Origin of the sequence: Pseudodesulfovibrio sp. JC047, from assembly GCF_010468615.1 — a bacterium.
In the GTDB taxonomy this organism is placed as follows: Bacteria; Desulfobacterota; Desulfovibrionia; order Desulfovibrionales; family Desulfovibrionaceae; genus Pseudodesulfovibrio.
Genome location: NZ_WUEH01000037.1, coordinates 1 through 13,848, shown reverse-complemented (window position 1 = coordinate 13,848; position 13,848 = coordinate 1). Strand labels below are relative to the sequence as shown.

Genomic DNA, 13,848 nt, shown 5'->3' with positions numbered 1-13,848 from the left:
CCCTCCGTTGTGGAGTTTTAGTGATAGGACAACATTTTCATGGGACATTCATTTTGGGAACTCCCCCCCCGAAAGTGTTAAGTTTGAGATTACAATCTGCGACATACAAAAAGCATAAGGAAAGTGCACCACCCACCCAACAGGAAACCGTCAAAAGATGAATTCCCTTGAGCAACTTCAGTCCTGTCGTCCCCAACTTGTACATAGTACCTCCTTTAACGGCTACACAGACCATACTCGGAATTCATGCTGTTTCCAAAAGGAGCCGATCTGTTCGCGTGACGTCAAAAGAACACAGCTTCAACAAGAGCAATCGAAAAAACGAACAGGGATTTTCATGAATACAGGAAAACGTCGCACGGTCCGCACGAGTGTCTCGTTTGTCAATACGCACTCGTCAATTCTAGTGTCAAGTTGGTCTCATTCTTTGAAAAAAAGCCCTGTACTTCAGCTCAAGCCAAAGCACAGGGCAACCCCTTGTCTATCCCTTTCCGATTACAAGCCAACAGTTTTCAAATCATCTCCGAGATACTCCCGTTCATTTTCACCGAGTATGCCCAAAGACAGGCAGATCAGTGTCCACAGATGAACAACCGGGAAGTTTGCGCCCGAATGTTCGCTGAGGTCATGTATCTGCGAATGACAGTTATGACATGGCGCAATACAATAATCCGCCTTGGTACGCAGAATTTGATTCAGTTTAATATCCCCATATTTCCGTCGTTCATCAGCGAACCCGGATTGGAGGAATCCGCCACCACCGCCGCAACAATAATTATTGGACTTGTTCGGCCACATATCGATGAAGTTTTCCTCACCTACCACGGATTTGACCACAAAACGCAGGTCCTCGGCGACCGGGTCGCCCAAAGATTTACGCACAAGCTGACACGGGTCCTGCACGGTGAACGTGACGCCAAGGTCCTTGTTCCAATCCGAGTTGACGGGCAACTTGCCCTCCCGAATCCACTGTGCATACAGGCGAATAATGCTTTCCATTTCAAAATTGTGCTCGACATTGAACTTTTGCAGTCCGGCCCGGACTGCGTAAAATTCGTGTCCTCACTCGGTGTTGAGCCAGACCTTGCACCCCAGCTCCTCCACCGCACTCGCCTTGTTGCGGACCACATTTTCCCACGCATCATCATCGGCCAAAAACATGCAATAGTTTTCCGCAGCCCATCCCTTGGTACTGTATGTCCAGTCCGCCCCGACCATATTGAGAATTTTCCACAAAGGAACCATCTCATCCGGTTCGGTCACTGGTTCGCGGGAGTTCTGATTCAAAAAGTAATGGGCACCCTTTCTATCAATGGAAACCTGAAGATTTTCCTGTCCCGGTTGGGTCTCCCGAACTTCCTCGGCCACATCCTCCACAACAAACTGAAAATCCTCACTGGATGCACCCATGGCACTATTGCCCGGGGTTTTCAATGCTTGTTCACAGGAACCAATAATCCCCTTGGGCCGATCTTCTCGTGGCCACGACTGCCTGCATTGATAAATCAATTGAGGGATATCCACTTTCATGGGACACGCGTGAATACACCGTTGACACATGGTACACAGCCACACCCATTGGGTAGACCGAATTGTTTCTTCCTGTCCCATGAGCGCCAACCGAAGGAACTTGCGCGGGTCCATATCTTCCATACCAGTCGCCGGGCACCCTGCGGCGCAGGCTCCGCATGTCAGACACATGTTCAGATTGCCACCCTCGGGCAGCAGCTCCCGGACTGTATCAACCAATTTTGAATGTTGCGGCTCAATAAGCAGTGCTGCTTCACCCATGGTTTACTCCTTTCGCGACATATGCCGCCGGATTTTCGGGGACAGTTGCCCGCCCCCGAAAACCGTTCATCGTTCATTGCCAGTTTTTCATCGAGTCGAAAGCAATGCCCTAGGCCAGAGCTTCCGTCTGAACCGCCGCACCAGTCTGGTCATACATGAGACCGCATCGCAGATCGAAATGACGATTGACGCTCATGGTCGGACACGGTGCATTCAAGGCGACTTGGGTCACTGTCGAACCAAGGAAGGCCTTTTCAGGATCACGTTCCCGTGAATGGTGAGCCATGATAATCAAATCGGCGTTTGATTGATTCCCCATACGCAGGATTTCCATGGACGGCTTCCCCTTGCAGGCCTCAAAACCGCATTCACCGATACCATCAAGGCGCGGACCATAGACATTTTCCAACCGATCAACCACTTCGGTCTCACTGTTGCCATTCTCAACAACATGCATGACCTTGAGGTTCGCCTTGTACTGACGGGCCATCTGGCCGCCATAACTCACGGCGCATTCGGCCTGGTCGGAAAAGTCCGTTGCCACGAGGATATTGCTATACAACGGTTCCTGACAAACCACGTCCTTGTGGACAATCATGACCGGACAGCGAGCCTTCTGACTGACTCGTTCAAGCGTGCTCCCTGTCATGCCCCACATCTTGGACCGGGTTTCCTCGTATTCCTTGGTATGCGGTCCCATCACGATCAGGTCCGTATTCTTCTTTCTGGCCAGCCGGAGAATCTCGTTATGCGGAATACCGGGCACAACGATAATCTGTGATTCGGGAATCCCTTCCAGCATTTCAGAATACACCTCTGTGATCTGTTCCTTGAGTCGGGACGTTTCACCAGAAGGCTCCAGGGTTTCAATGGAACCCCATCCCTGCGCCATGCCCGCCACATGAACCAGATAGAGCTTTGATTCAAAAGTACGAGCAAATTCCATAGCCGCCTGAACCGCACAATTGTCGATTCCGGTGGGGGTGACCCCTACAATGATGTCCTTAAACATGATGTGCCCCTTTGCTGAAGTTCTCCGCCTTAGCTTCCGCCGTCTTGTCGCCGTTTTCGACCTGGTTCGGCTGGCTCCAGATCTTGTTGGCGATATCTTTCCTGACCCCAGCCGATACGGTCAGGTTTTTCTCGAACTGAAGAGCCCCATCCTCCAGCCCGAAAGCCTCACCCATCAATTGCGTCAGGTAGAGGATGGGGATCGGTTTGGCCCCGAATTGTGCTGCTTGAGACTGATATGCCTCAAGATTCATCTGGCACATGGGGCACACTGTCGCGATGGCATCAGCCCCTTCGGCATCAGCCAATATGCCCGCGACAGACTTGAGTGCCACATCCTGATGCCCCACCATGAGCGAGGCACCACAGCAGGAGGTTCCGTGGTCCCATTCATGTATTTCCGCGCCCAAGGCAGACAGAATCCGGTGCATGGATGTCGGATGTCTCGGATCGTCAAAGACCGGATATGGCCGCAAGATCTGGCACCCGTAGTATGGAGCGATTTTCATGCCTTCAAGATTATTGGTCACCTTTTGTTCAATAATTTTCGCTCCGATATCGTTAATAAAGATGTCAAGAATATGTCGTACCGCGACAGACCCGGAATACGCCAAGCCGGAAGCCGCGAGCACTTCATTGACCTGACCATGCAAGGTTCTGTTCCCCACGACTTCCTTGTTGACCTTAAGGAGATTGAGATAACAGGCGGAACACGGAGTGAGAACATCAAGCCCATCGAGTTTCTTCTCGGCAATAGCCAAATTCCGTGCAGGAAGGACGTAGTTCATCAATTTGCTGATCGGCTCGGCCGCACTGGCCCCACAACAGGTCCAGTCCGGAATTTCCATCAGTTCCACACCGAGGTATTCCATGACAGATCGCGTGGACACGTCGAATTCCACGGCACTTTCCGTCAAGGAGCATCCTGGGTAGTATGCGTATTTCATGACAATCCCTCCATTTCACGGGCCTTGGCAAACAAGGGCTTGAGAATGGCCCCTTGGCCACCGCCTGGAATGTGGACCTTTCCCTTGGCCATCATTTTCATACCCAATGGCACAAACTTCAGTGGCAGTGTTGGGTTGTCCATGCGTTTGAAGAAGTAGTTGCTCATCATTCCCATTTCCTGCACTCGGCCATGGGACTCGATATTCTCCATGAAGGCTCGATAGAACGCACTATTCTTGCGTCCTTTACCACTGAGCATGGCCAGTCTCTTCAGCGAGGCCATGACCGAAGTGAGTTTGAGACCCCTCGGACATCGGAGTGTGCAGGTGTAACAGGATGAACACATCCAGAAGGTATGGCTTTCGAAGATTTCATCAACCATCCCGAACTGAATCATCCGCCACATGGTCCTCGGCGTGATGTCCATGGCAAACCCGTTCGGGCACGATGCCGTACAGGTGCCGCACTGCATACAGGCTCCCACTTCCTTTTGAAGTTGGGCGAGTATGAGTTGCTTCTCATCTTCAACCGGACTCCATGTTTTCTTATATGATTCACTCATTGCGTCATTCCTCCATATTTCCGGCTCATGCCGGTTCTTCGAGAGCCGCATCAATGACAGACATCATCGGTCCGTCGTGGAATCCCTTGAGAACCGTGGCACTGTTGGGACACACTGCTGCACAGGCTCCGCACCCCTGACACAGGATTTCGTCAACCTGAATCTGACCAAGCTCCATATTGAGCACTCGGGCACCGTATGGACAGGCCGCGACACAGGCCTGACACAATGAACACAAGGAATGTCGAACCGTTGCCACCACGGTTTCCCGGGCAATGGTCTCGGCGTTGAGAATCCGCAAAGCCCGTTGCGCGGCAGCCTTGGCCGAAGCCACTGACTCGCCCATCCGACGCGGAGACAACCCGGTTCCACAGGCGTAGACACCCTGCTTGAGGAAATCCACGGGACGCCATTTGAAGTCCGCTTCCTGATAAAAACCGTCCTCATTGATATCCACACCAAAGACTTCCTGAATATCATCCATGTCATTGGGTTCCAATCCACTGGAAAGGGAAAGGATATCCGGTCTGATGACGATGTTTTCCCGCAATATGGGATCATAGGCGGTGATGACGGGTTTCCCGTCTTCAAAGGTCACCGAAGGCGGAGTATCCTGTTCATATTGAATGAAGATGGCACCAGCTTTGCGCGCCTGTGTGTAGTAGGTCTCAAGGAAACCAGGCATCATGATATCACGGTAGAAGACGTAAATCGGCAAGTCTGGATTGCGCTCCTTGAGAGCGAGCACATTCTTGACCATCTCTGGACAGCAGACTTTGCTGCAATAGGTCCGGTCTTCACCGGGTTTACGCCAACATTGGATCATGGCGACTGACGACAGGACACCCGCATCGAGTTGCCCGGTGGCGAGCTGGTCTTCCATCGTGAGATGCGTCATCACGGACTTGTGGACGCAAAAGCCACTTTCATAAATCTTGGCTTCATGCGCTCCGGTCGCGAGGATGGAGACTCCATGTTCAAGCGGAAATACGCCCTCGGGACTGGCTATGGCTGACCGGAAGTGTCCGGCACTACCACGAGACAAGACAACCCGAGAATCCTTGAGCACCCTGATATTCGGATGCTTTTCCACCTGTGCAATGAGTTCTTCCATATACTTATGCGGATCAGACCCGTCGAGTTGCGTATGCAACCGCATGGCCATGCCACCAAGTTCCTCTTCCGACTCAACTAGACAAACGCCATACCCCTGATCCGCGATGGCCATGGCCGCCGTCATACCGGCAACGCCACCACCAACCACCAGAGCGGACCGTTCAACATCCACCATGACCGACGGAGGTGTCGGGTCAACGCCTTGCAAACGAGCCACTGCCGTTGCCAGAGAGGCGTATATTTCCTTTTCAGCGGTCCGTTCATCGGCTTCGGCACTGAAGGTCGGCGTATAGATATCCACCACGTCCATCAGGGCCGGATTCAATCCAATGGTCCTTCCGAGTTCCTTGAGTCGGGGGATATACACATACGGCATACAGGCCCCGATGATGATACGGTTCGGTTTGAATTCCTTGGCCGCCCGTTCAATGTCTCCCCATCCCTCAGCGGTACAGGCACTGCTGATACTCTCGACCTTGCAGACCGAATGGACCCTTGCCATCCGTTCACTCAAGGCTTCAAGATTCACAGTCTGCTCCAATGTCGGACAGGATGCACAAACGGCAACCAGCGTTCGCGGCGACTCACGAGACACATCCGGATATTCGGGTTCAGGTTCGGCCTGAAAATCCGACAACACGTCATATGCCTTGATGATGCGAGACGCGGCTTGTGCTGCCGCACTGGCCTGAATCACAGACTCGGATATATCCTTGGGTTCGCCAAAGGATCCAGCGGCAAAGATACCGACGGCACTCGTTCTTTCCGGAGAATAGTACCGGGTATCGGCAAAACCCCATTGGTTGAGTTCAATGCCCATGGTCTGGGCCAGCGTGTCCATTTTTTTGGGTGGACGCACACCAACAGCCAGCACCACCATGTCGAATTCTTCGGCAACACGGGTTCCGTCTTCGGCGATGTATTCGATCAAGATATCCTGTCCGTCATCGGTCGGAAGCAGGGAATGGGGCCGGCTCCGCACGAACCGGACACCCGCTTCCTTTTCGGCATTCAGACGGTACCGTTGATACCCCTTCCCTGCGGTGCGCATATCCATATAGAAAATGGATGTCTCCACCTCCCCATTGGTCACCTTCTTGGCGAGCAGGGATTCCTTGATGGAAAACATGCAACAGATACCGGAACAGAAATCCGCATTTCTTTGAACATCCCGCGAACCAACGCACTGAATCCACGCGATTCTCTTGACCGGTTTGTTGTCGCCGGGGCGAAGCAATTTCCCGCCGGTCGGCCCGGTCCCACTCAACAATCGTTCGAACTCCACCGCAGTCAGCACGCCCGGAAGATCATAATTCCAGATTTTGGAAGAATCCAGCGCGTCGGTCTTCGGGTTATAGCACTCAAAACCTCCGGCCAGGACAATGGCCCCGACCTCCAACTCCTCAATGGAATCGGAGAGAATCCGAACAAACAACTTGTCAAGCCAGGGAACAAACTTCTTGGACACCAGCGGCTTGGTCAGCGATTCGCGTGCACCTTGCGCCACGAGTTCAGCGACCTGTTCCTGTTGACCGTCTTCGGCCAGAATGACAACCGGCATATCCGGGTGCAATTCCAGACACCGGGTCAGCACCCGCTCAGCGTCCATGTCTTCGATATTTGTCCCAAGCAGGACCAATTGGAATGCATCGGACTCGGCAAGCAATTCCACTGCTTCTTCTCCACTTGCCGTGAAATGCAGCGGAAAATTTTGTTCATCGAGACTTCCCTGCATCATGTCCCGAACCGCGTCGTCACCATCAACCACGAGGATATGAAAATCCTTGCGCTCGTCAAACTTGAAGTCGATCGCCCCGGTCGGGCAGACGTCATGACATTTCCAACACCGCTGGCAATTATCCAAGTCCAGCACATACTGGTTGGGTATGGCATGTGGCACCGGCAGATAGATGGCAGCCCGTTTGGTCAATCCTGCATTGAATTCACTGTCTACTCGAACAGGACAGACTTCAGAACATTTTCCACAACTGATACACTTGGTTGGGTCCACCAAAGGCGATGTGCGATTCAATGAGACAAAGAACTTGCCCGGTTCCCCTTCGACTTCCGCCACCTCAGTCGAGAGCAGAATGTCGATATTCTCGTGAAACAACCCCTTTCGCAGACAATATTGACTTGATGAATCCCGTGCCATGAGCGGCAGCATTTTACACATGCCGCAATGATCGGACGGGAATTGATGGTCAAGCTGGCTCAAAATTCCGCCGTGACTTGGACGGCTATCGATAAGAGCGACCTTGTGACCTGTAACGGCCAGATCGAGCGCGGCCCGGATACCACCGATTCCGGCTCCGACCACCATTGCTCCGTATTGTTTCCTCATAACATCCTCCCGAAAATGGGACCTGCCATCAGGCCATGTGCGATACTGTGTCCTGGAACTCATCTTCCTTGAAAACCGACAGAGGCGGTGCTTCTTCAAGACTTCTGCCAGGCACGTAGTCAAAGCTCTTCTGTGTCCGAGCGGCAACGGTGCGGAACAATTCCATCACCGGAATACCATTGGGACAGGCGTTGGAACATTGGCCACACCCCACACAGGCCATGGACATATGCGCCATACGGGTCAAATGATAGAAGATGGTGTCTGTGGGAAGTTTCAAGCTACCTTTGCGTTTAGCCCATCCGACATACTGCCAGGGCTTGTGCTCAAAGACATCGGTATTAAAGACACATTCCTTGCAATAGCAGACCGGACACGCCACCCGACAGTTGTAACAGTTCACGCAACTCGACAGATATTCAGACAGGTCGGACAAAGTGCCCGTCACAGCCTGGGTCGCTTCGATCATTGCGTCACGATGTTCTGTCCGGACCTTGATGAGGGACTCCAGGACATCATCCCGCCCAGAGGCTTCCATACTCGGCAATCCAAGACTATTGAGCAGAGCCTCACCCCGAGCACTGTCCGCAATGACAGGGATAGCTTCATGCAAATCGGCTCCAGCCAATCCGATAATCATATCGGCATTCATCGGGGCTGGGAATTCGCAGGATTTGCAGGCCGGGGCAATGTCCACACCATTGATCGCCGTTTCATTCGATCCGCCGCGCTGCCCCTGAAAGGCGAGGGTTGCTTCAAAAGCATCCCGATCGCCAAGAAAGGTTTTGTACCCGGTATTGTCATACGCTCCCATACAATCCACACCGATGATGATGACATCATCAAGACTGCCCTGATTGAGCTTGACCAGTTCCACGAAAGCACGGATTTCACACGGCCGCATGACCACGGCAAGTCGTTCTCCGGACTGGCCCTTGGTCAATCGAGACAACAGCTTTGCGCTGTTCATTGGAAATGCCGGGGCCAACGGGTCCGCACCGGATAACTGATCCGGGTCGGTCACCAAAGTCGGCATGGGAATGCCTGTCTCAAAAAGATGCACTGGCACCACAACGCCTCCCAGCGATTCATCTTCCAACAGACTCCGCAGAAAGCCCTGTATAGCTACAACCGGATTATTCTCTTCAACCTGAATTTTCATAGTGGTCGCCATGTCGCCACCTCCCTCTGTCTAAACGACGGCCATGGAACGAGCTTCCATAGGGCCGAGTTCTCTGATTTCGTTAATGAAAGTATTCACTGTCTCAGCAAATTCATTGCCTTCACTCGCCCCGACCCACGTCAATTTGACCCGCTCGCGCTCAATGCCGAACTGTGGCAAAATTTCATTGAGCAACTTCACCCGCCGCCGTGCCTTGTAATTCCCATTGATATAATGGCAGTCACCTGGATGACATCCACTTATCAACACGCCGTCCGCACCGGAAAGCAACGACTTCACTATGTATTTCGGGTCCACCATGCCCGTACACATCACCCGCACCAATCGAAGATTCGGCTGCTGTATCATCCGCGCGGTTCCCGCGAGATCCGCCGCGGTATACGTGCACCAGTTACAGACAAAGGCCAGAATGGTCGGTTCAAATTCATTCTTCATCACTGCCTCCTAAGCATCGCCCATTTGATTTTCTTTCGCTGAATCTGCCTGGTCTCCACGCACGTCAGGCGGCGGAGGATCAAACATCATGCCGAGCATTCCATCGATTTCATCGAATATCTGCGTTTGATTGAAGTGTTTGATCTGCGCGGCACCACTCGGACAATAGCCAGCACAACTTCCACACCCTTTGCACATGGCTTCATTGATGACAGACACCTGCCGCCGTTCATCGAATTCAATGGCAGAATAAGGGCACAAATTGATGCATACCTTGCACCCGATGCAGACATCCGGGTCGATCCACGACGTTGTCGGGGAAATGGACACGGTCCCCTTGGCTGCGAGAGCCAAGGCCTGTGCCGCTCCGCCCGAAGCATGGGCAACCGCATCCGGGATATCCTTTGGTCCCTGGCAGGTTCCGGCAAGGAACACGCCGTCCGTGGCGGTGGACACCGGCCCGAGCTTGGGATGTTCTTCAAGGAAGAATCCATCCTGCCCTTGAGAGATACCGAATATCCTGGCCACTTCGGTCACGTCGGGTTGCGCTTCCATGGCAGTACACAAAATCACCATATCGACCGGAACCCTGACATTCATTCCAAGCAAGGTATCTTCGCCCACGACGACCAACTTTTCGCCTTCCTGAACGACTTCGGCAGGTCTGCCCCGAATAAAAGTGACCCCTTCTTCCTGTACCCGCTTGAAGAATTCTTCGTAGCCTTTGCCGAAACACCGCATATCAATATAGAAATTGTAAACCTTGGTATCGTGGCCAACCTTATCCTTGATAAGATGGTCAAACTTGAGTGCGTACATGCAGCACGTCCGAGAACAGTATTCGTGATAATTCGTGTCACGGCTGCCCACGCAATGGATGATGCCGACACTCTTGGGCGCTTCACCATTTTTCAAAATAATCCGTCCTTCTGTCGGACCGACCGCATTGTTCAGTCGCTCGAACTGCAAGGCGGTATACACATTGTCAAAACGGCCAAACCCATATTCACGCAACGGCGTCGGGTCCATGGCCTCGTAGCCGGTCGCCAACACAATGGAACCGACATGGAAAACCTCGTGCGTCTCCTTCATGTCGTAATCAATGGCTCCGGTCGGACAAATGGTCTTGCAAATACCGCATTTGCCCTTGGTAATCATCTTGCACGCCGAGGCATCGATCACCGGTGTACTGGGAACAGCCTGTGGTGAATTCCGATAGATCGCCTTGCGCATGGACAACCCTTCATTGAATTCGCTCAAGGCTTTTGTCGGACATTTTTCGAGACAGGCCCCACAGCCCGTACAGACAGTTTCGTCTACATACCGAGGCTTGTGCTTGACGGTCACCGTGTAGTTCCCGACAAATCCGGAAACATCCACGACCTCACTCCAGGTCATGAGATTGATATTCGCCTCCTGCGAGACCGCCACCATCTTGGGAGTGGAAATACACGCCGCGCAGTCCAAGGTCGGAAACGTCTTGTCGAATTGGGCCATATGTCCACCAATGGATGGACTTTTTTCCACCAGATGAACCTTGTGCCCAGACTTGGCGATATCAAGCGCAGCCTGAATCCCGGCGATTCCCGCCCCAACCACCATTACATCCGGTAGGACCTCCACTTCGCGGGAATACAGTTTCTGATGATCGCCGACCCGTTCAACAGCCGCTTCAACAATGTGTTTTGCCTTGGCTGTGGCCTCCTTGGGATCTTCCGTTGTCCAGGAACAGTGCTCCCGAATACACGCATGTTGCAGCAAATACGGATTCAATCCGGCACGAGCACAGGCCTGTTGAAAGGTCTTTTCATGCAGACGAGGCGAGCAGGATGCGACCACCACTCGATTCAAGCCAAATTCATGGATATCCCGAATGACCATTTCCTGGCCCGGATCTGAACACATGAATTGATAATCCCTTGAAATTACGACGTCCTTCAGCCTCCCGGCACACCGAGCCACATCAGCGCAATCAACCTTACCTGCGATGTTCGAACCGCAGTGGCAAATATACACTCCGATTTTATTGGCCATGGTTCCTCCCTTATTCAACGTATCAACGGCTACTCTTGCCGCTGGTCAATTCCAACGTCAGCTCGCCAACCAATTTCTTCAGCTCTTCATTTTCCGCAGCCAGTTCCGATTCACTTGAAGGCCCCGGTTGCCGTTCAAAAACTTCATGACAGCGTTCCAAAAAATGGCCGCGCCACTTGTAGTATTGTCCGGGACGAAGATCGTATGAACGGCAAAGATCATTAACGCATCCTCCCATAAGGCCTTCCAAGACGATTTTCGCTTTTTTCCGTGCATCCCATTTACGCCTCATACGTGACACCTCCTTGCCGTCTTCGCTTGTCTCCTTTTTTCCGGGGGTTCACATGGGGAATATGAGACTGTCGTGCTGCCTGTCTCTCGCGATTTTTGATCAACAATGAAGCAGCAACCTCGCTTGAACCCGAAAGAATTCCATTTTCCCGGATGTCCGTCTTCATTTCGGACAATGCTCTCTTGCTCTCTAAGAACAAGATGCGTACCGCTTTTCAGATATGTAGATATTTCTCATTGATGGAGAGAGAGGCTCGCGTAAAAACGTTTATTTCCCCTTGAAAATCAGAAAGAAAACGTCTTGCCCCATAAGAAGTGTCTTGCCGCACAAGACGGGAAGGATCATGCAAGAGACTTTAATTATATTTATGAATTGATATATATGCAGATTAAAAGTCAGCCACTCTCAAAGTCTCTTCGATGCAAAAAAGTCTTTACTGTCTTGCCTCACAAGATTTGACGCTCATTTCACGAAAAAACGTCTTTTTTCCCCAACAATTTTTGTCATATAAGAATATTTGACAATTCCAGTACAATTCATGGTATATTTACGAGGGAGTCTTTGAGGGAAGAGGGAGAACTGTGTCATGGCAGAAATTCTCATCATAGATGGAGACAAACACTTTACTCGCACCCTGGGAAAATCTCTTGGGGCACATGGTCTGCCGACAACAGACTGCGACACACTGTCGCGTGCAATGGGGTTGTTGCACACCGGCGAATACAAAGCCGTTTTGCTCGGGGACGATCTGGCTGATGGAGACAGCTTGGCGTACCTGACGACCATCAGGGAAATACCCTCTTTCCCCGAAGTCATTATCATTACACGAAGCCGAGACCCGAAGATGGCGGAAAAAGCCATCCAGAACGGTGCCTGGCATTTTGTCACCAAACCACCAAATATACAGCGGTTGTTGGTTCTGATCCGTCGTGTCATGGACTATCATGAAGAACGATATGGTGGCGCAATCCGGTGTTCACTCCGGCGATCCGGCATCATTGGCAGCAGTCGGCTCATCCAGTCCTGTCTCGACACCTTGGCCCAAGCCGCCGGGTCCAATGCCAATGTCCTCATTACCGGAGAAACCGGCACAGGCAAGGAACTGTTTGCCCGCGCCATTCACAAAAATAGTGACAGAGAAGAACGCTCATTTGTGGTGGTGGACTGTGCCGCTTTGCCAGACACACTGGCGGAGAATCTACTTTTTGGACATGAACGGGGAGCTTATACCAGCGCAGACCGACATTCCACAGGTCTCGTCAAACAGGCTGATGGCGGTATCCTTTTTCTGGATGAGGTTGGCGAACTCCCCATGTCCTTACAAAAAGTCTTTCTCCGGGTCTTAGAAGGAAGAAGTTTTCGACCGGTTGGTGGAGTGAATGAAATACGAAGTGATTTCAGACTGGTTTCAGCAACCAATCGCAATCTGGAAGCCATGGTGGAAAACAATGAATTCCGCCGGGACCTCTTCTACCGATTACGCGGTATCCGTATGCAGCTTCCCCCGCTCCGGCGTATCCCTGAAGACATCAATGAATTGACCTGTAAATTCGTTCAGCATCATTCCAAACGGCTCAAATTGGCCAGCAAAGGATTTTCACCCGATTTTCTTGACGCCCTCATGAGTTACAAATGGCCCGGCAACATTCGGGAATTGCAAAACACCATTGAGCAGGCCCTTTCACGAGCGGGAAAAGACGCGATTCTCTACCCCCGACACCTCCCTCGAGCCATTCGTGCCGAAGTCGCCAGACATGATTTGGAAAAAGAAAAATTTAAAAATGAACACTATGAACAGCTTCAATTGGACCCCAAGAGCTTCCCCACGCTCAAGGAATATCGGCACAAGCACTACGAAACCCTGGAAAAACAGTATTTGCTCAATCTTTTCACCATTACAGGGGGAGATATCAAAAAATCCTGTGAAGTTGCTGGAATCTCACGAGCTCGACTCTACACGTTGACCAAAAGATATCATGTCACCAGACAAAAACCGTAATCTGAACTTTTTTGATAGTTCATTTGAAATTGCAAAAATACCATGTCGGCACTCCAAGGCTTAATCTGGTAACAGTACCAGTAAAAGTGAAGCTCAAAGGAGGCCGACATGGCTAGGATTAAAATATCATCAG

At 51.7% G+C, this 13,848-nt stretch carries 10 protein-coding genes; 1 reads left to right on the top strand and 9 read right to left on the bottom strand.

What is annotated here, in order from left to right:
• Nucleotides 1-495: 495 nt before the first annotated feature.
• The 9 genes from GO013_RS16275 to GO013_RS16235 all read right to left on the bottom strand — a co-directional run bounded on the left by GO013_RS16275 (nucleotide 496) and on the right by GO013_RS16235 (nucleotide 11,716).
• Nucleotides 496-1,791 (bottom strand): (Fe-S)-binding protein, encoded by a 1,296-nt coding sequence (locus tag GO013_RS16275; protein ID WP_163813025.1) that lies wholly within the window; start codon nucleotides 1,789-1,791, stop codon nucleotides 496-498.
• A 109-nt stretch (nucleotides 1,792-1,900) separates the two neighbouring features.
• Nucleotides 1,901-2,803 (bottom strand): universal stress protein, encoded by a 903-nt coding sequence (locus tag GO013_RS16270; protein WP_163813023.1) that lies wholly within the window; start codon nucleotides 2,801-2,803, stop codon nucleotides 1,901-1,903.
• Nucleotides 2,796-3,749 carry a CoB--CoM heterodisulfide reductase iron-sulfur subunit B family protein gene (locus tag GO013_RS16265; RefSeq protein WP_163813021.1) on the bottom strand — a complete coding sequence of 318 codons (954 nt, stop codon included), beginning with the start codon at nucleotides 3,747-3,749 and terminating at the stop codon, nucleotides 2,796-2,798. The genes GO013_RS16270 and GO013_RS16265 overlap by 8 nt, the downstream gene beginning before the upstream one ends.
• Nucleotides 3,746-4,312: a 4Fe-4S dicluster domain-containing protein gene (locus tag GO013_RS16260; RefSeq protein WP_163813019.1), complete on the bottom strand. Its 567-nt coding sequence runs from the start codon at nucleotides 4,310-4,312 to the stop codon at nucleotides 3,746-3,748. The genes GO013_RS16265 and GO013_RS16260 overlap by 4 nt, the downstream gene beginning before the upstream one ends.
• Nucleotides 4,313-4,337: 25 nt before the next feature.
• Nucleotides 4,338-7,772 carry an FAD-dependent oxidoreductase gene (locus GO013_RS16255; protein ID WP_163813017.1) on the bottom strand — a complete coding sequence of 1,145 codons (3,435 nt, stop codon included), beginning with the start codon at nucleotides 7,770-7,772 and terminating at the stop codon, nucleotides 4,338-4,340.
• 28 nt (nucleotides 7,773-7,800) lie between these two features.
• Nucleotides 7,801-8,946 (bottom strand): Coenzyme F420 hydrogenase/dehydrogenase, beta subunit C-terminal domain, encoded by a 1,146-nt coding sequence (locus GO013_RS16250; protein WP_163813015.1) that lies wholly within the window; start codon nucleotides 8,944-8,946, stop codon nucleotides 7,801-7,803.
• An 18-nt stretch (nucleotides 8,947-8,964) separates the two neighbouring features.
• Nucleotides 8,965-9,390, bottom strand: a complete 426-nt coding sequence (locus tag GO013_RS16245) for a hydrogenase iron-sulfur subunit (RefSeq protein ID WP_163813013.1) — start codon at nucleotides 9,388-9,390, stop codon at nucleotides 8,965-8,967.
• 9 nt (nucleotides 9,391-9,399) lie between these two features.
• Nucleotides 9,400-11,424 (bottom strand): CoB--CoM heterodisulfide reductase iron-sulfur subunit A family protein, encoded by a 2,025-nt coding sequence (locus tag GO013_RS16240; protein WP_163813011.1) that lies wholly within the window; start codon nucleotides 11,422-11,424, stop codon nucleotides 9,400-9,402.
• A gap of 22 nt (nucleotides 11,425-11,446) precedes the next feature.
• A complete protein-coding gene (locus GO013_RS16235) occupies nucleotides 11,447-11,716 on the bottom strand; it encodes a transposase (RefSeq protein WP_163813009.1) in 270 nt (89 codons plus the stop codon).
• A gap of 586 nt (nucleotides 11,717-12,302) precedes the next feature.
• Between GO013_RS16235 and GO013_RS16230 the strand changes: the two genes are divergently transcribed.
• On the top strand, nucleotides 12,303-13,715 hold the full coding sequence (locus tag GO013_RS16230; RefSeq protein WP_163813007.1) for a sigma-54 dependent transcriptional regulator: 1,413 nt from the start codon (nucleotides 12,303-12,305) through the stop codon (nucleotides 13,713-13,715).
• Nucleotides 13,716-13,848: the final 133 nt, after the last annotated feature.